General features: G+C 64.6%; 16 protein-coding genes. 5 read left to right on the top strand and 11 right to left on the bottom strand.

Annotated elements, in window-relative coordinates:
- Positions 1-91: 91 nt before the first annotated feature.
- Positions 92-328 carry a hypothetical protein gene (locus tag C495_RS07795; protein ID WP_008161681.1) on the top strand — a complete coding sequence of 79 codons (237 nt, stop codon included), beginning with the start codon at positions 92-94 and terminating at the stop codon, positions 326-328.
- Here C495_RS07795 and C495_RS07790 read toward each other — a convergent pair.
- A complete protein-coding gene (locus C495_RS07790; protein WP_008161678.1) occupies positions 325-597 on the bottom strand; it encodes a hypothetical protein in 273 nt (90 codons plus the stop codon). The two genes, C495_RS07795 and C495_RS07790, sit on opposite strands and share 4 nt — an antisense overlap.
- Before the next feature lie 122 nt (positions 598-719).
- Between C495_RS07790 and ileS the strand changes: the two genes are divergently transcribed.
- On the top strand, positions 720-3,932 hold the full coding sequence (gene ileS / locus C495_RS07785; RefSeq protein WP_008161676.1) for an isoleucine--tRNA ligase: 3,213 nt from the start codon (positions 720-722) through the stop codon (positions 3,930-3,932).
- An 84-nt stretch (positions 3,933-4,016) separates the two neighbouring features.
- Positions 4,017-6,155 carry a M61 metallopeptidase family protein gene (locus C495_RS07780; protein WP_008161674.1) on the top strand — a complete coding sequence of 713 codons (2,139 nt, stop codon included), beginning with the start codon at positions 4,017-4,019 and terminating at the stop codon, positions 6,153-6,155.
- A gap of 54 nt (positions 6,156-6,209) precedes the next feature.
- Here the strand turns inward: C495_RS07780 and C495_RS07775 are convergent, their stop codons facing one another.
- The 4 genes from C495_RS07775 to C495_RS07760 all read right to left on the bottom strand — a co-directional run bounded on the left by C495_RS07775 (position 6,210) and on the right by C495_RS07760 (position 9,351).
- A complete protein-coding gene (locus tag C495_RS07775; protein WP_008161672.1) occupies positions 6,210-6,761 on the bottom strand; it encodes a heme NO-binding domain-containing protein in 552 nt (183 codons plus the stop codon).
- Positions 6,762-6,919: 158 nt separating this feature from the next.
- Positions 6,920-7,774: a ribose-phosphate diphosphokinase gene (locus C495_RS07770; RefSeq protein ID WP_008161671.1), complete on the bottom strand. Its 855-nt coding sequence runs from the start codon at positions 7,772-7,774 to the stop codon at positions 6,920-6,922.
- A 90-nt stretch (positions 7,775-7,864) separates the two neighbouring features.
- Positions 7,865-8,395, bottom strand: coding sequence for a hypothetical protein (locus C495_RS07765; RefSeq protein ID WP_008161669.1), 531 nt, complete (start codon positions 8,393-8,395; stop codon positions 7,865-7,867).
- 86 nt (positions 8,396-8,481) lie between these two features.
- Entirely contained in the window at positions 8,482-9,351 is an 870-nt protein-coding gene (locus tag C495_RS07760) for an HVO_0234 family beta-propeller protein (protein ID WP_008161667.1), read from the bottom strand.
- A gap of 82 nt (positions 9,352-9,433) precedes the next feature.
- Between C495_RS07760 and glmM the strand changes: the two genes are divergently transcribed.
- Positions 9,434-10,798: a phosphoglucosamine mutase gene (gene glmM, locus C495_RS07755; RefSeq protein WP_008161664.1), complete on the top strand. Its 1,365-nt coding sequence runs from the start codon at positions 9,434-9,436 to the stop codon at positions 10,796-10,798.
- Positions 10,799-10,927: 129 nt separating this feature from the next.
- On the opposite strand, the gene C495_RS07750 is transcribed toward glmM, so the two are convergent.
- The 3 genes from C495_RS07750 to C495_RS07740 form a co-directional block, all read right to left on the bottom strand.
- Positions 10,928-12,097 carry a DUF7118 family protein gene (locus tag C495_RS07750; protein WP_008161662.1) on the bottom strand — a complete coding sequence of 390 codons (1,170 nt, stop codon included), beginning with the start codon at positions 12,095-12,097 and terminating at the stop codon, positions 10,928-10,930.
- A 6-nt stretch (positions 12,098-12,103) separates the two neighbouring features.
- Complete coding sequence (hisI, locus tag C495_RS07745) at positions 12,104-12,475, bottom strand: phosphoribosyl-AMP cyclohydrolase (protein WP_008161661.1); 372 nt, start codon at positions 12,473-12,475, stop codon at positions 12,104-12,106.
- A gap of 84 nt (positions 12,476-12,559) precedes the next feature.
- The gene (locus tag C495_RS07740) at positions 12,560-13,333 is read right to left on the bottom strand and encodes a hypothetical protein (protein WP_152418885.1); all 774 of its coding nucleotides are present in this window, start codon (positions 13,331-13,333) and stop codon (positions 12,560-12,562) included.
- Positions 13,334-13,449: 116 nt separating this feature from the next.
- On the opposite strand from C495_RS07740, the gene C495_RS07735 reads away from it, so the two are divergent.
- Entirely contained in the window at positions 13,450-14,058 is a 609-nt protein-coding gene (locus C495_RS07735; protein WP_008161658.1) for a class I SAM-dependent methyltransferase, read from the top strand.
- A gap of 703 nt (positions 14,059-14,761) precedes the next feature.
- On the opposite strand, the gene serA is transcribed toward C495_RS07735, so the two are convergent.
- From serA to C495_RS07720, 3 genes are all read right to left on the bottom strand, one after another.
- A complete protein-coding gene (gene serA, locus C495_RS07730) occupies positions 14,762-16,348 on the bottom strand; it encodes a phosphoglycerate dehydrogenase (protein ID WP_008161656.1) in 1,587 nt (528 codons plus the stop codon).
- A 460-nt stretch (positions 16,349-16,808) separates the two neighbouring features.
- Complete coding sequence (locus C495_RS07725) at positions 16,809-17,216, bottom strand: DUF7475 family protein (protein ID WP_008161654.1); 408 nt, start codon at positions 17,214-17,216, stop codon at positions 16,809-16,811.
- 92 nt (positions 17,217-17,308) lie between these two features.
- Positions 17,309-18,205, bottom strand: coding sequence for a DMT family transporter (locus C495_RS07720; RefSeq protein ID WP_008161652.1), 897 nt, complete (start codon positions 18,203-18,205; stop codon positions 17,309-17,311).
- Between the last annotated feature and the right edge of the window lie 10 nt (positions 18,206-18,215).

Raw genomic sequence — 18,215 nt, 5'->3', positions numbered from 1 at the left:
TAAATCGTTTCAGTTGTTACTATAGCTGGCACGAACTCGAGTCCTTCTCGAGGGGACAGATTTACCTTTACTGGGTGGTTCTCCACCCTGTATGGGATCGGCTGCCCCGGAACTAGTCGTCGAACTACTCCCGCTTGTTGCCTACACGATTATCGGTGGCGTGTTGACCGCAGGCGGCATCGCTGCTGAGTACGCGAGTGTCCAGCACCTCGGCTCGGGCGAGGCAATGGTCGGCATCTGGCTCGCTGCGCTCGGCATGGTCATGCTGTATGCTGGGCTCTACGGGATCGGCTATCAGAAGCTCTTTGTGTCGATTCGCTCGAGCTAGCTCGAGTTGGCCCGGCGGGACGCTTCGTAGACGAGTTTGACGAGCAACGCGAGAACGCCACCGTAGTAGATGACGGTGCCAGTGAGCCACGTGAGTGTGACCAGTCCGTCATAGAGGAATCGCAGCGGTGCGGCGGTTCCGACCCCGACACTCCCACTGGCCCCGCCCGTTACACTCGCGTTGAGCAGCCACCAACCAACTACGGCGATCGTGATGAGTTTCAGAACCTCCTGATCGAAGAGGACGTCAATCGCGTCACGTGCATCCATACGGTGGCTGTTTCGAGTGCCGTCCCATAGACACACCGAACGATCGATGGCGACCGATCGTCCCCCGCAGTCGAACCTCGCATATCGATTCCTCTTTACTATCCCAGCCAGTTACGTCACGTATGAGCAGGTTCGGCGAGGTCGACGACCAGTACGATCCCCACGCCTTAGAGCAACGGGTGTTCGACTACTGGGACGACGTCGACGCCTACGAGCAGACGGTCGAGCATCGCTCCGACGGTGAATCGTTCTTCTTCGTCGACGGCCCGCCGTACACGTCGGGGTCGGCACACATGGGGACGACGTGGAACAAGTCCCTGAAAGACGTCTACATCCGCTTCCTGCGCATGCAGGGGTACGACGTCACCGACCGACCGGGCTATGACATGCACGGCCTCCCGATCGAGACCAAAGTCGAGGAAAAACTCGGCTTCGAGAACAAAAAAGACATCGAGGAGTTCGGCGAGGAGAACTTCATTCAGGAGTGTAAAGACTACGCCGACGAGCAACTCGAGGGACTCCAGTCGGATTTCAAATCCTTCGGCGTCTGGATGGACTGGGACAACCCCTACCGAACGGTCAGCCCCGAGTACATGGAAGCCGCCTGGTGGGGCTTTTCGAAGGCTGCAGACCGCGACTTGGTCGAGCAGGGCCATCGCTCGATCTCGCAGTGTCCACGCTGTGAGACCGCAATCGCGAACAACGAAGTCGAGTACGAGGACGTCGAGGACCCCTCGATCTACGTCAAATTTGATCTCGAGGACCGCGAGGGCTCGATCGTCATCTGGACGACGACGCCGTGGACGATTCCGGCGAACACGTTCGTTGCCGTCGACGAGGAGGGCGACTACGTCGGCGTGCGCGCGGAAAAAGATGGCGAGGAGGAACTGCTGTACGTCGCCGAAGCCAAACACGAGGACGTCCTCAAAGAAGGGCGCTACGACGACTACGAGGTCGTCGAAGAGCTGACCGGTGAGGACCTGCTTGGCTGGTCCTACGAGCACCCACTCGCCGAGGAGGTGCCCGACCACGTCGACGGCGAGGGCGTGTTCGAAGTGTATGCCGGCGACTACGTCGACACCCACGGAAGCGGTACCGGACTCGTCCACTCCGCACCCGGCCACGGTGAGGAGGACTTCTACCGCGGCACCGAACTCGAGCTCCCGATCTTCTGTCCCGTCGGCGGCGACGGCGTCTACACCGACGAGGCCGGAAAGTACGAGGGCCAGTTCGTCAAAGAGGCCGACGACGAGATCATGGCCGACCTCGAGGCAAACGGCGCGTTGCTCGCCTCGGGCACAGTCAATCACAGCTACGGCCACTGTTGGCGGTGTGATACGGGCATCCTGCAGATCGTCACCGACCAGTGGTTCATCACGATCACGGACGTCAAAGACGAACTCCTCGACAACATCGAGGACAGCGAGTGGTACCCACAGTGGGCTCGCGACAACCGGTTCCGGGACTTCGTCGAAGAGGCCCCGGACTGGAACGTCTCGCGCCAGCGTTACTGGGGCATCCCGCTGCCGGTCTGGACCCCCGAAGACCGCGATGACGATGAAGACATGATCGTCGTCGGAACCCGCGAGGAACTCGCCGAACGGGTCGACCAAGATGTCGACCCCGAGGCCGTCGACCTCCACAAGGACACGGTCGACGATCTCACGATCACCGAGGACGGCACGACCTACACCCGCGTTCCCGACGTCTTCGACGTCTGGCTCGACTCCTCGGTGGCGTCGTGGGGCACCCTTGATTTCCCATCCGACGACAGCCGATTCGACGAACTCTGGCCCGCCGACCTCATCCTCGAGGCCCACGACCAGACCCGCGGCTGGTTCTGGTCCCAGCTCGGGATGGGCACCGCCGCGATGGGCGAGATCCCCTACGACAAGGTCCTCATGCACGGCCACGCACTGGACGAAGACGGCCGCAAGATGTCCAAATCCGTCGGCAACGTCGTCGAGCCCGACGTGGCGATCGAGCGCCACGGCTCCGACGCGATGCGGATGTTCCTCCTGTCTGCGAACCCACAGGGCGACGACATGCGCTTCTCGTGGGACGAGATGGGGACGATGGAGAACCACCTCCGGACGCTGTGGAACGTCTTCCGGTTCCCACTGCCGTACATGCGCTTAGACGGCTTCGAACCGTCCGAGACGGACCTCGAGTCGGTCGACGACGACCTCGAACTGGTCGATGAGTGGGTCCTCGCCCGCCTGCAGGCCACCAAAGCCGAGATGACCGAGCACTTAGAGGCGTTCCGACAAGACCGCGCCCTCGAGGCCCTGCTCGAGTTCGTCGTCGAGGACGTCTCCCGATTCTACATCCAGGCCGTCCGCGAACGGATGTGGGATGAAGAGGACAGCGGCTCCAAAACGGCCGCCTACGCGACGATCTACCGGGTGCTCCGGGAGAGCGTCACTCTGCTGGCCCCGTTCGCGCCGTTCGTCAGCGAGGAGATCTACGGCACGCTCGCCGGCGAGGCCGACCACGACACCGTCCACATGGAAGACTGGCCGGCCGTCGAGGAGTACTGGGTCGACGAACAGCTCGAGGAGGACGTTGCCCTGCTGCGAGCGATCGAAGAAGCCGGCGCGAACGCGCGCCAGCAGGCCGGTCGCAAGCTGCGCTGGCCCGTCCCACGGGTCGTCGTCGCAGCTGACGACCAGCGCGTCGTCGAAGCTGTCGAGCGACACACGACGCTGCTCGAGGAGCGACTCAACGCCCGCGAGATCGAACTCGTCTCACCCGACAGTCAGTGGGGCGAACTCGACTACAGCGCCGAAGCCGACATGAGCGAGCTCGGCCCGGCCTTCGGTGGCCGCGCTGGCGAGGTCATGACCGCGCTCAACGAGGCCCGTATCGAGGAGACGACCCTCGAGGCACTCGAAGAGGCCGTCTCGGACGTGCTCGAAGACGACGAGTCGATCACCGAGGCAATGGTCTCCTTTGTCACCGAGACGCCCGACGGTGTCGCCGGCACCGCGTTCGGCCTCGACAACGACGACCGCGGCGTCGTTTACGTCGACGCCTCGCTGACCGAGGATATCGAAAGCGAGGGCTACGCCCGCGAGGTCATCCGCCGTGTCCAGGAGATGCGCAAAGACCTCGACTTAGACGTCGAAGAACGGATCGCACTGGACCTCGCGATCGACGACGACCGCGTCGCCGACCTCGTCAGCGAGCGCGAGGCCCTCATCCGCGAGGAAGTCCGTGCCGACGAACTGGGCGACCTCGAGGTCGACAACGGCGCTCGCAAGGAGTGGGAGGTCGAAGGTGTAATGATGGAAATCGCACTCGAGCCGCTGGCGGCTGCGGACGCGTCGAAGTAGCGCGCCGAGCGGAGCGAGGTGGGTTTTTGCCAGACAGTCTCTGTGCCGTAACAGTCATCATCGCGGACTCGACAGAGCAAGGTAGTGACCACTCGAGTCGCCGTCGTGCTCGTCGTATTACTGCTCACCGCACTCCCTGCGGGTGTCGCCGGTGCCGGCGGGTCGCAGATAGCTCCCGAGACTGACACGGCCGATGGCGACGCCGCGAGCGTTCCCAGCGTGAACAGCGGGTCGACAGCCAGCCTGTCCAGCACGAACGACGTTCTCGAGCGGACGACGACGCTCCGACAGCTCCCGGCACAACCGGGGACGTTCGAAACCGAGATGACGTTCGACGTGCCGGAGTCGATGACCGCCCTCGAGATCGACCTCGAGTCGGAAGCCGAGGTCCACACCGCTGCGGGCTTCGAGGCGACCGATCGAGGAACGTACCGGTGGGACGAGACGACCGAGTCGCCGACTGTTCGGTTTACCATGCCGGCGAACCGAACAGGGGCGATCGACGGCCACGCGGCCCAGCCCGTCGCCGAAACAGAGGCGGCGACGGCACCAACAAGCGACGGCGAGGGCGGCTACGCCTTCCTCGAGACCGGCGAGTGGGGCGTGGTTCAGGTCCCCACCGTGGGCCTCTCTTATCGGACGGCGACCAGCGACCCGATCGGTATCGAGGAAACGGTCACCGTCGACGGCCCCGGCGCAGCCGGCACGGAGCTGGCCGTCTTTGGGGCGGTGACCGAACACGAACGCGTCGTCGACGGCGAACGGATCAGACTGGTCGTGCTCGAGGCCGCCGACCTTCGAGAGCGACCGACCGAGATCCTCGACAGCCTCGAGGCCGCAAGCGGGCGTCTCGACGTGGGCTCGAGCGCTACCGAGGCTGTCATGGTCGCCGTGCCGAGCGACGTCGACTGGGGGTCACGCGGGATGCAGTACGGCCCCAGCGACGCGTGGGTCGTCGCCGACGCACCGCTCGAGACGGCGACGAACGTCTGGCTCCACGAGTACGTCCACGTCAGACAGCGATTTGCCAACCCAGACGTCGGGACTGCAAGCGATAGCAGATGGCTCGTCGAAGCGCAAGCGGAGTACTACGCGGCCCTGCTCGCGTACGAACAGGAGCTGATCACGTTCCGTGAGTTCCGTCGCTCACTCGAGCGTGGTGCGGAGTCGCCCGCGTCGGACGCCGTCCTCACCGAGCCGTCGACCTGGGGCGACAGCAACGCGGACTACCTGAAAGGGGCGCTGGTGTACGGCGACCTGGATCGACAGCTCCGGCTCGCGACCGAGGGCGACCGAAGCCTCGACGACGTGTTCCGGACGCTGAACGCTCGCGACGAGCGGGTGAGCGAGGCCGAGTTCCTCGAGGCGCTCGAGGCTGCGGGCGGACCGACCGTTCGAGACCGTGCCGATCGATACACCCGCACAGACGAGACGCCGGAGGCGTGGAACCGCTTCGAACACCGGGCCGCATTCGACCAGCCGCGGGCGACCATCGCGTACGGAGTTGGGGTGGACTCGATCAGGGTTAGCGACCAACCGTGGGAGCGCTGGGATCGCGCCGACATCGGTAGTCTCGATACGCAAACCGCAGACAGCGCGACCGACCGTGGCGTGTTGGCGGTGCCGGCCGGCGAGCGCGTCACGGTTCCAGTCACGGTCGAGAACGTCGACACTCGAGCCGGCACCGCGGATGCGACGCTACAGGTTGACGGGAAAATCATGGCGCACACACAGACCCACCTCGAGGGCGGTGCACGGGTGAACGAGACGCTGTCGTGGACGCCGATGGAACCCGGTATCCACGACGTCCGGATCGGCTCGGATCGACTGACTGTCGTCGTTCGGTCGGCACCGAGTTTGACCGTCACCGAGCTACAGGTCAGCCCCGACAGCGTCGACCCCGGCGAGTCGGTGACGGCGACGGCGACGGTGACGACGAGCGACGAGTATCCGGCAGCGGGCACACTCGAGTTCCGAACCGCCGCGGAGACCGTCAGCGGACAGCCGATCGCGCTCGCACCCGGCGAAACCGGCACTGTCGAGGTCGACCTCCAGTTCAGCGAGGACGGACGCTACGAGATCGTCGCCGGCGGGCAGTCGACGACGGTCACCGTCGGTGGCGTGCTCGGAGGCCTCGAGTCGATGCCCGGCTTCGGCGGCGTCGCCGGCGTCGTCGCGCTCGCAGTGGTACTCGCGATTGCGCTGCTCGGTCGACGACGATAACGGCCCCGGACCTCGAGTAGCCACGGCAGCATATCGAGCCGTCAGTCACCGGCGTTACACTCGTTCCACGCGTTCCACGCGAAACACACACGTCTCGTCGCCGTCGGCGACACACGCCGTTTCGGTGACGGTCGCCTCGGTCTCGAACGTATCGGCCATCCCCTCGAGAATCCCCTGTGCGACCCCACAGTAACACGGCTCCCGGTGGGTTCGGTAGGTCACACGAACGCAGTCAGGCGACTCTCGAGTCCCCGAAACGGTTGGCACTGCGTTCGCGTTCGTCGTCGTGTCGACGCTCTCGACGATCGACTCGAGGCGTTCAAGCACGGCGAACAGATCCCCATCGTCGCGAACGTGGGCGGCGAACGTCGACAGGAGTTCGGGGGCGAGCGCTCGCCCGAAATCGCGTTCGATCTGCCGGCGTTTTTGGACGGCCAGCGACGAGAGCGTCTCGAGGACGGCCTCGATTTCGGCGTCGTCGTACGACGAGACGGGAAGATACAGCGTTGGCTCGATGTCGGCGCGGTCGACGATCGAGTCCCACGTCTCCTCGTCGGTCTTTGCGATGACATACTCCTCGAGTGTTTTGTGGATGATTCCGTGCATCAGGTCTCACTCCCTCGATTGCCCCCACGGGCGACGGCCGGTTACTCGAGTCCACCAGCAGGTACCCATTGGCCCGGACCGAATCGTCTCTGCGTGAGAATGTCACGTGAAGCGACTTAACAGTTACACCCACTCGAGCGCCGCCGCGTCGCGGTCGTTTAGAGGTGTTCGGCGATCGACGGTGCGACCGAGACGTCGCTCATCGGCCGTTCGATCGTATCCGTGCCGTAGATCGCCTCGACACCGGCTCGAGAGAGTTTCGTCACTGCGTTGTCGGCGAGCAGCGGATGAACGCAGGTGAGGAACACGCGGCCGACGCCACGCTCTTGCAGGACGGCGACGGACTCACTCATCGTCGACCCGGTCGCGATGATGTCGTCCGCGACGACGACGTCGCGGCCGGCCACGTCGACATCGCTCGGGGTGATCTCGACGTCGGTGCCGGAGTGGCGTTTCTTCTCGAAGTAGTCCGTCTCGCCGTCGCCGTAGGCGTCACGAACCGTCTCGGCGAGTTCGATCGCGCCCGCGTCGGGCGAGAGGAAGACGGGGTCCTCGAGGTCGTCTGGCAGCGGTTCGGCGAGGCGGCCGGCCGCATCGACGGCGGTCGCCGTCGGTTCGAAGAACTCACACACTGCTTCTTCGTGGGGCGTGACGGTCAGCACACGATCCGCGCCGGTCGAGATAGCACGGGCGACCGCACGGGCGGAGATCGGGTGGCCCGCCTCGAACGCCTTGTCCTGCCGGCCGTAGCCCATGTACGGGAGGATGGTGACGACCTCTTCGGCACCGGCTTCGCGGACGGCATCCTGCAACTGGAGCAGTTCCATGTGGGCGTCGCTCGAGACGGTCGAAGCGACGATGATGGCGCGGTCGTCGTCGAAGTCGGGCGCAGCAGCCAGCAGTTCGCCGTCGGGAAACCGGTTGTACTCGGCAGTGGCGAGCGAAACGTCGAGTTCACGGGCAAGCGCAGCGGCAAGCGTCTGTGAGTCAGCACCGCTGACGATCGTGGTCATACTCGAGTGGACTGGACGAAGGATAAAACCCGTTTTCGTTCTCGCGCACACCGTGAGTGACTCGCAGTGTCGTGGTGGTGGCTCGAGCGATTACGCCTCGGCGTCGTCGATATCGGCGTCGCCGTCACCACAGGGGCCACCGCTGGTGTCACTCAGGAACGTCAGTGTCCCCTCTCGACCGATTCGAACGTAGAGATTGAGACAGTCGGGGTCGTTCCACCGGGCGGGCGTGATCTCGACGGGCTCGCCCTGATCGAGGCGGGCGACCACGCGAAACTGGCCCGGATCGGTCGGCCAGTTCCGCTCGAGGGTCACGTCCTCGTTTGCCTCGAGCGTCTCGGTCGACCAGGCTTCGATCTCGCGATCGAACTCGACGAGGACATCGACCGTGTGTTCGGTCTCGCCCGAGTTGTCGACGATGACATCACCGAGTACGGTGCCCGCGACGCCGGTCGAACTGTCCGTTTCGCTCGGTTCGGGGTCGGCCTCGTCACCGGCATCCGGGTCGTCGGCCTCGGTGGAGTCGTCCGGATCGTCGTCGCTGCCGGAACAGCCGGCGACGGCACCGGTCAGGGCAGTCCCGGTGACGGCGAGGAGTTTACGTCGTGGAAGTTCGTTCATGTTCGGAGCGAACGAATTCACGATAGTTAAACTGTCCGGCACCGACACAGGTGCCAGTCGTCGCCCACGTCGGCACTCGAGGCGGCCTACCACGACACAGCGAGTCCCGTCACGTCTCCGATCCCGAGCGTTCGTGACCGCCACTGGCCGGTGTCGTCGTCCGGCGTGGCCGAGCAGAACGTGCCCCGTTCGGTGACGGCATAGCACGTCTCGCCGTAGCCGATGCCGACGATGGGTTCACTCGAGCGGTCGTACACCTGCCAGCCGTCCTCGCTGTAGGCGTAGACCGTTTCTCCGGAGACCGCGTGAGCGCGCGTAAGCCGTCCCGGGTCGGTGTGTGGGTCCGCAGCGACGACCTCAAAGGACCCCTCGAGGATCTCCATCCAGCCGTTGCCGAGTTTGTAGAGGCCGTCGGCGGTCGCAGCGAGCGGGACGCCCGCCGCGGAGACATCCCGGACGGCCGTGAGACCGGCGTGGTCGAGTCCACCGTCGTGGACACGGTAGACACCGCTATCGGTGCCGATGAGGTCGCGGTCGATCGCCCGAACCGTCCCGATGCCGTCGGACTCGAGCGTGTTCCAGTCGCCGTCGGCGGCCGTCAACTCCCCTTCCAGCCGAGCGATACCGCCGTCGGGGCTCGCTGCCAGCAGCCCTGCGTCGTCGGCACCGACAGCGACTGCGGGGCCGAAGCCGGTTTCGACGATCGCCGGGTCGTCAGCTGTCGACTCGTCATCGTCGGCCGATGGCACCAACAGCCGGACATCCTCGTCGGTTGCGACCGCAACCGCTCTCTCGGTCGCTGCGATGTCGCGGGCGGTACAGCGGTCACAGAGACCGAACTCGCCGACGGTGTCGCCGGCAACACGGACGCGGACGACGCCGATCGAACTCGAGACGTAGGCCTCGATGGCTCCCGCACGATCGCCGTAGACGCGTTTCTCCTCGATCGAGTGCATACGTAGACCTCGAGTCCCCCATCCCGAAAGCGTTCTGTCTGCTCCGGAATCCCTTTGAGGTGGCCGCGCAGACTAGTGGACAATGCAAGTGTTCGGATCAAGCGGGACGCGGGGCGTCGCCAACGAAGAGCTGACGCCCGCGTTCGTCCTGCGCGTCGCGAAAGCGGCGGGAACGGCTTGGGAAGCCGACCGGGTTGCGATCGCGCGCGATACGCGCTATACCGGACGGATGCTCGCGGATGCGGCCGCAAGTGGGCTGGCGAGTACGGGCACAGACGTCGATCGCCTTGGGATTATCCCGACGCCGGGCGCACAGGCGTACGCCGATCGGGAAGGGGTCCCCGTCATGATGATCACGGCGTCGCACAACCCGCCCCAGTACAACGGCGTCAAACTCGTCGGCAGCGACGGGATCGAACTCGTCGTCTCCGACCTTGAGGAGATCGAACAGGTGCTGCTCGCGGAAGGCTTTGCAGTCGCGCCGTGGGACGAAACCGGCCGCTCACGAGCGGTCGACGGCGTCAGAGCGACCTATATCGACGAACTGCTCGCGGCGGCCGACCGGGAGCCGATCGCCGACGCCGACCTGACGGTCGCGCTCGATCCCGGCCACGGTGCCGGCGCGCTCACGAGTCCCGAGTTCTTCCGCAAACTCGGCTGTCGTGTCGTCACCGTCAACGGCCAAGCAGACGGCAAGTTCCCCGGCCGGAATCCCGAGCCCGTCCCCGACAACCTCGAGGAGTTGGGCACACTGGTCCGAGCGACCGACGCCGATGTCGGCATCGCCCACGACGGCGACGCCGACCGCGCCATCTTCTTCGACGAAACCGGCGCGTACGTCAACGGCGACGCGACGCTGGCTGCCCTCGCCGCCGCCGAACTCGAGGCCGGCGACACGACTGTCTCGGCGGTCAACGTCTCCCAACGACTGGTCGACGTCGTCACCGAGGTCGGGGCCGAACTCGAACTCACCCCCATCGGCTCGACGAACATCATCACCCGGATCGAGGAACTCGAGGCGAAAGGCGAGCACGTGCCGATCGCCGGCGAAGGCAACGGCGGGATCTTCTTCCCGTCGTTTCGGCTCACTCGAGACGGCGCGTTCACCGCAGCCCGGTTCCTCGAACTCGTCGCGGAACGCCCGGTCAGCGAGATCGTCGCCCCCTACGACGGCTACGCGAACGTCAGACACAACCTCGCCTACGAGTCGACGGCCGAACGCGATGCGATGTTAGATGCCGCCGCAAACCACGCCCAGTCGTCCGACGCCGACCTCAACACCCGCGACGGCTACCGACTCGACCACGGCGACGCGTGGGTGCTCGCCCGTCCCTCCGGTACCGAGCCACTCGTCCGAGTGTACGCCGAGGCCCGCGACACCGAACGCGCCCGCGAACTCGCCAACGAGCTGTACGAGACGCTGTCCGACGCGAAAGCTGACGCCTGAGCCTGCGTTCGAGGACCGAAAAAAGCAGCCGATACATCGAGGTCGTCGACCACGTTGACCACCGTGCTTTCGGCGTCGGGAACAATCGTGAGTGCGTACTCGAGCGCCGCCCGCGCCGCCCGTGCCGGCTCAGACCGGATCGTCAACCTCGAGCGCCGCCTCGAGCGCGTCGCGTTCGTCCCGAAGCGTCTCGAGTTCGCCCGCGATCTGGCCGTCAGCAAGCCGCTCGCGTTCGTCGGGGGTGAGTTGGACGACGGCCTGTGCGGCGGTTTGCAGCCGATCGTAGTCGAACTCGGGGTCGGTCGTGAGCCGACGGATGGATCGGAGGTGGGCGACAACGTCCTCGTCGGCGACACGAGCGACGAACGGACGGATCTCGCGTATCTGTCGCCGGAGTACTCCCGCTTCGGCCGGCGGCCACGAAATCGTTAGTGGCTCGGCATCGATCCCGTCGAGATACGTCTGCTGGGTCGCGACTCGACGTTTGAGTTCGTCAGCGCTCTCAACGTAGTGGGAGAGTTTCGAATGCGAATAGTTCGCGTACTCGAGCAGCTCTGGAATCGTGTACTCGCCGGCCGGGTCGTCCTGAACGTAGTCGGCCAGATCAGTCGGGGGCTGCTCGTAGGGGACGAACGGGTACCAGCGGCTGCGTTCGACCAACGCGAACACCTCGCGGGCCGAGGCCTCGAGTCGAAACGCCTCGAACGCGGTTTCGATCGCGTCGTTGTACGCCTCGATCGGCTCGCGAAGCTCCTCGACGGGGGCCTCGAGGTCGGCGCTGGCGAGTTCGAGTAGTCGTTCGCGCTCGTCGAGTTCGTCCTCGAGGTCGCGCAGACGTTTCGCGCCAGCCGTGCGCGCGTCGGCGATTGCCTCGCGGGCGGCCTCGCGCTCGTCGAGGAGGTCGGCATACTGGGCCGCAGGCTCGAGGGCTGCATGGGCGCGTTCGAAATCCGACTCACTGAGTCGGCGTTTGTCGATCGCCTCGAGGGCATCCTCGAACGCCGCCCGGCCACGCAGATCGTCGGGCAGGCTCGTAACCAGCGTATCGAACTTGCCCTCGAGTTCGATGTAGGCCTTGAAGTTCTCCCGCCCGGTGCCCGTCGCCCGGTCGACGTAGGACTCGAGCAAACGGGTCGCATCGCGGTAGGCGTCGGCGGCGTCGGCCACCGCCTCGCCACCGTGGTCGTCGATTCGCTGTTCGATCCGGGCGAATCGCTCGCGGGCCGACTCGAGGGCCTCGAGTGGCGTCTGTCTGTCGTCGCTAGCGTCCGCGTCAGGGTGGTGAACGCGTTCGCTCATCTGTGATTAGTCGTCGTAGACGGCGTCGGGATCGAACACGTTCTCGCCGACGTTCTCGCCGTCGATCGTCCGGTAAAAACACGACCGGTGGCCAGTGTGGCAGGCACCGCCTTCCTGGTCAACCAGATACAGTAGCGTGTCGGCGTCACAGTCGACTCGCACCTCCTCGATGGCCTGTGTGTGGCCGCTGGTCTTCCCTTTCTGCCAGAGTTCGTCTCGGCTGCGCGAGTAGTAGTGGGCGACGCCGGTTTCTCGAGTGCGCTCGAGGGCCTCCGGCGAGACGTACGCGAGCATCAGTACCTCGCCGGTGTCGGCGTCCTGTGCGACGGCGGGGACGAGTCCGTTCTCGCCGAAATCAACCGCAACGTCGTCGGTCATACGTGAGGGGATGGCCGACGGGGCGATAGGTCTTTTGCCAAGATGGTCACCACAACGACGACTATTGAGGACCACCATCGGCGCTCAGGGCTGTTCGTACGCGACGCCGTCGGGCGCCACGGTCGCGAGAGTCACATCGCGAGCCAGTTGCCCGCCCGTTCTGACGTGGCGTTCGGGTACCAGTGGCATCGCCACCGGCCGATAAGCGTTGGCGCGCATCGCCGCGATACCGGCGTAGCGACCGACCTCGCGATCCTGATCGAAGACGTGGATGCGTCTATCCGTGCCGCGACTGTACCGGTACGGGAACACCGCCGGATCGGGGCCGGGACAGGTCAGCGTGCCGGCCTCAAGGCCGGCCTGGACCGACCCGTCGGCCTCGAGGACGAGCCGTGGCTCGTCGGTCCCGGTTCGGTCGCGGTCGTCGTCGACCGACATCATTGCCGGCGATTCCTCCTGCCATCGCGGTTCGGTGTCGGTTCGCACGCAGGCGTATCGCCCGTCGGTGAGCGCGATCCGATCCGGAATCGAGTAGAACTGGCGTCGACCGTCCGAACGCCCTCGGAGCAAGAACGGCTCGCCGAGAATCTCCCGTACGTCCGCGAGATCCCATTTGTCGACAACGAGCACCGGCACCCGACCGGCGTCGGCGGCAGCCCCAATATGACTGACGAGCGACAGCGGCGTGACGTCTCGAGCCCGTTCGACCGACAGCGGGTCGTCGGAGCCGTCGATCGGGTGGTCGCCGTCGGTCGCCACCGCCGACAGCTCGTCGTCAGCCGGCTCCGGACAGTGGTAGCCGCGATCACGAAGATCTGCGAGAACGGCCGCCAGCCGCGAGGCGTCATGGTAATGCATCGACGGTGCTACGACCTCGGATGATAAGAGCGCGCGGCCAACACAGGCAACGGGAATCGACGCGAACACCACTCGTTTGGCACCAACGCCATACCCACTTCGCCCGTCATCCGACTATGGACCGGCGAGACATCAGACGCGCGTGGGACGCCGTCGCCGACGACTACGCCAGCGCCCGCCGCGCCGATGGCGCGGACGCCGCCCTGATCGACGACCTCCTCGAGACGCTGCCCGACGAGGCGACCGTCCTCGATGTCGGCTGTGGCGACGGGCTGCGAACGCTTGCGAACCTCACGGGCGTCGAGCGGATCGGGCTCGATCTCTCGAGCCGGCAACTCGAGTTGGCGGCCGAAAACGTCCCCGAAGCCCACCTAATTCACGGCGAGATGACGAGGCTGCCGCTGGCCGCAAATTCGGTCGACGCGATTACGGCCTACCACGCCGTCTTCCACGTTCCCCAGAGCGAGCACCCGGCCGTCTACGACGAGTTCGCTCGCGTCCTCCGGTCGGGCGGGCGACTCCTCGCAACGGTTGGCTCGAGTCGCTACGAAACAGTCCAGCGCAACTGGCTCGGAAGCGACCAGTCGATGTTTTTCAGCACGCCCGGCCGCCGTCAGACTCGGAACGCACTCGAGGCGGCGGACTTTGCAATCGTCTGGGAACGGGTCGTCGACGATCCGCTGGGGAGTTCGGTGCCGTTCGTGCTGGCCGAGTATCGGGGATAGCGGACCGGAGCGCGGGACTCTGTCGAAGTACTTGGAAGGTGATCGGTTTCAGGAGTCGTGCTGAATGTAGGGCGCGAATGTGGCACAGATTGATAGGCGATCTGCGAGGATTAGCAAACAAGAAGACTGAGGACACATCACTGGAATTACTCGATCAATGCCCTCTACCCGTCGGCGGTTCTTGGTTGGTAGCACCGCCACGATCACACTGCTATCCGGGTGTAGTTATATTGGCGAGGATTCGGCCACGATAGCTCAGTTGGAAGTTGAACTCGCAAACGGAACAACCGATCATCAGACGTTTCATTACGCCGTTGAAACGTCAACGGGAGTTGACGATTGGGAATCTCACGAAGTGGAGCCACAGACTCGTGAGTCTGTGATAAGAGAAGCACCTGAGAACTTCGATCCAATCGCAATTCACGGGGTAGTCGATGATCGGCCAACGAGAGGCGAATTAATCGGAATTGGTGGGACCGAAACCGGGGAAATCTGTCTTCGTATTCTCTTCGAGTACGGAGTCTTAGGTGATGATCCATCGTTCCTAGAAAGCTCAGATATACGCTGCGAGTGATACGGTTCGATTCTGCACAATTTGTTCACTAATTTCGATGTGAAGGCGACGATCCGACAACCATGCTGCAGTGCTGCGGGTTATTTCGGTCCAAGAACCACTGCAAAAACGAAACGAAGCGGCAGCGCCTCAGTTCTGGCCGTTCAGCGTGATGTAGTTGATCCCGATGATCCGGTCGTCCGACTCGAGTTCGGCTTTCGCTTCTGCGGGGACCTCGCTGTCGACGTTGTAGACGGTCAGTGCCTCGCCGCCGATCGTCTCGCGGGCGTTGAACATGCCGGCGATGTTGACGCCGTGTTTGCCCATAACGGAGCCGATGAGGCCGATGACGCCGGGTTCGTCGGTGTTTCGCGTGACGACCATCTTGCCGTGAGGGATGGCGTCGACGCGGTAGCCGTCGACACGGACGATCCGTGGGTCGTCGCCGGCGAAGAGGGTTCCGTCGACGGAGACCTCGTCGTCACCGTTGCTGACGGTCACCGAAATCAGGCTCTGGAAGTCCTCGGCCTGTCGGGTCTTGGACTCGGTGACGTCGACGCCACGATCCTCGGCGATCTGTGGTGCGTTGACGGCGTTGACCTGCCACTCGAGCGGTTCGAAAACGCCTTTCAGCGCGCTTGCGGTGACGAACTCGACGTCTTCGTCGGCGATCTCGCCCTCGTAGGCGATCTCGATGGACTCGACGCGACCGTCGAGCAACTGGGCAGCGACCTTGCCACCCGTTTCGGCGATGTCGATGTACGGCTCGAGGCGTGGGAACGCGCTCTCGTCGATCGACGGCGCGTTGAGCGCGTTGGCGACCGGCTCGCCCGCGATGGCGGCGTTGATCTGTTCGGCCGTCGAGGTCGCGACGTTCTCCTGTGCAGCTTCGGTCGACGCGCCGAGGTGAGGCGTGACGATGATGTCGTCGTGCTCGAGCAGCGGCGAGTCGGCCGACAGGGGTTCCTCGGCGAAGACGTCGAGTGCGGCCCCGGCGAGGGTGCCGTCTTCGACCTTCGCGGCGAGAGCGTCTTCCTGAATAATGCCACCGCGGCCGACGTTGACGATGTAGCCGCCCTCGAGGAGGTCGAGTTCGTCCGCGCCGATCATGCCCTCGGTCTCAGGGGTCAGCGGCGTGTGGATGGTGAGGAAGTCGGCGGCCTCGAGACAGTCCTCGAAGTCGACGAGTTCAGCACCGAGGCGGTCGGCGCGCTCCTCGGAGATGTAGGGGTCAAAGGCAACAATGTCCATCCCCAGCGAGTCGAGTTTCTTGGCGACCTCCTGGCCGACGCGGCCGAGACCGACAACGCCGAGCGTCTTGCTGTCGAGTTCGGTGCCGAGATACTCGCTTTTGGCCCACTCGCCGTCTTTCAGGCGGATGTGTGCCTGTGGGATCGAGCGTGCGGTCGCGAACGTCATCGCGACGGTGTGTTCGGCTGCCGCGCGAACGTTGCCTTCCGGTGCGTTGGCGACGATAACACCTTCATCCGTCGCCGCCTCGATGTCGATGTTGTCGACGCCGATGCCCGCTCGGCCGACGATAACGAGTTCCTCGGCCGCTTCGAGCACCTCGTCGGTGACCTCGGTTCCCGATCGGACGATCAGTCCCTGTGCGTCCGAGATTGCCTCGAGGAGGTCCTCACCCTCGAGTTCATAGCCCGTCTCGACCTCGTGGCCGGCGTCTCTGAGTACGTCCAGACCCGCATCCGCGATGGGATCCGTGACCAGTACTTTCATGCGCGAGACAATCGTGTGGAGCAGGTAAACCCTTCCGTTGTCGTCGCCGGTGGCAAAATCTACCACCTCGATTCGGCCGAACATGATCGTTTATCGATGCACTCTCCTCGGGTACAGTAGCCCGGAACGGTGATTGATCCCGGAAATTCGGGATCTGGTGTCAACTGACGTTCATTCGTCGTTGGAACAGGCCCGCTCCCACGGCGTCCACGGGACGACCCACAGAGACTCGAGATACCAAGAACGGTGATCAACACGGGAGGAGGGAGGGCACTGATCGCAAGCAGTCGGGGAAGCGGCACGAGTCCGGTGATGGTCACTAGGAGTTCGACGGCGACGAGTGTGGTCGCTGCCTCACTGGCAGACGCCATCGACACTGCTCAGTATCGTTCCGTCCCGCTCGCGTCGGAGAAGAGATCTGATTTCGACAACTAGCCTCGAGCACCCCGTTCAGTGGAGCCTACGCATCCGTATCGGCGTACAAATAAACGGCACAGACAGCGAGCACAGCCTCGGCGGCTTTGGTGATGACCGCGATCGGGTTGAGATTGCCCTCCATGTAGAACGCCTCGAGGCCCCAGCCCTGGACCGGAAAGAGCGCGAGGATGGTGATGATCGAGTACGCCGCCGCGACGAGAAACAGCGAGCGCTGCCAGTAGGGGGTCAGATACAGGATCGTGCCGCCGATAAAGCCGAGTCCGTTAAGGACGAACAGGGCAGCGAGCACCTCGCTGAACTGAATCGCGTTCATCGTGGCCAGCAGGTGTAACACACCCGTCACGAGTGCCATCACGATCGCAACGTAGCCGACTGGATTCGACGGACGAACGAATCGTGTGTTCGTCTCAGTTGTGGGATTGGCGCACATAACTGTGGCGTCTGCAGGATCGAACAAAAGTAGTCTGGTAAAGACATCGAAAACGGGGTGGTGTCGGCCGAAACGGTGTCGGAGTCGAGCAGTCAGAGCGTGATCAACACCGCACCGATGACCACCAGCGCCGCCCCCACGATGACGCCTTTCGTCACGCGCTCGAGGTCGCGCAACAACACGGCGGCAAACAGCAGCGTGAACAATGGCGCGGTCGCGACCAGCGGATCGACGATCGCGATTCGACCCGCCTCGAGACCCAGTGCGGCCATCAGCGAAAGCATTGCAACGGTCGTCAGGAGGCCGCTGCCGGCGAAGTAGGTGTACGACGCGCGCGGTTTCGCGAGGACGTCGCGCCCGCCGACGGCAGCCACGTAGGCGAGCAGCGCGACCAAGCCGGCCGTCTCGTTTATCGCGACGGCCTCGAGCGCTGAAATCGGCGTCTCGAGCATCCCGTACCGTCGAGAGACGTTCGCGACGGCGAAGGTGGCCGCGGCGGCGATCGGCCACAACAGGTCGCGGGGCTGCCAGCCCGCGAGGTCGCCGCCTTTCGAGGCCGTCAACACGGCAAGCCCGGCGACGAGAACGACGATGCCGACGCCGGTCACTGGCCCCAGTGGCTCGCCGAGGACGGCGAGTGCGATCAGCGTCGCGAACAGCGGCCGCGTGCTGAGGATCGTACTGTTGAGACTCGCGCCCACTTTGTCGACGCCGACGAAGATCGTGATTCGCCCGAGTGCAGTGCCGACTACGCCCGCGAAAACGAACACGGCGAGGACCTCGAGCGTGAGTCCCGAAAACGCCGACCGGCCGTAGACGGCGGCGATAACGAGCCAGTAGATCGCCGAGTCGACGACCACGACGACCAGCGACGCCTGCACGGAGCCACCGCCCGCGGCCATCCCGCGCTTATCAAAGATCGGCGTAAATCCCCAGAAGATCGCCGGAATCAGGGCGAGGAGCAGCACCTCGAGCGTGGCACTGGTCATCACCGCACCT

The sequence above is a fragment of the Natronorubrum sulfidifaciens JCM 14089 genome, assembly GCF_000337735.1.
Classification (GTDB): domain Archaea; phylum Halobacteriota; class Halobacteria; order Halobacteriales; family Natrialbaceae; genus Natronorubrum; species Natronorubrum sulfidifaciens.
Note: the sequence above shows the minus strand (reverse complement) of the source record. Positions and strands in the feature narration are given on the sequence as shown.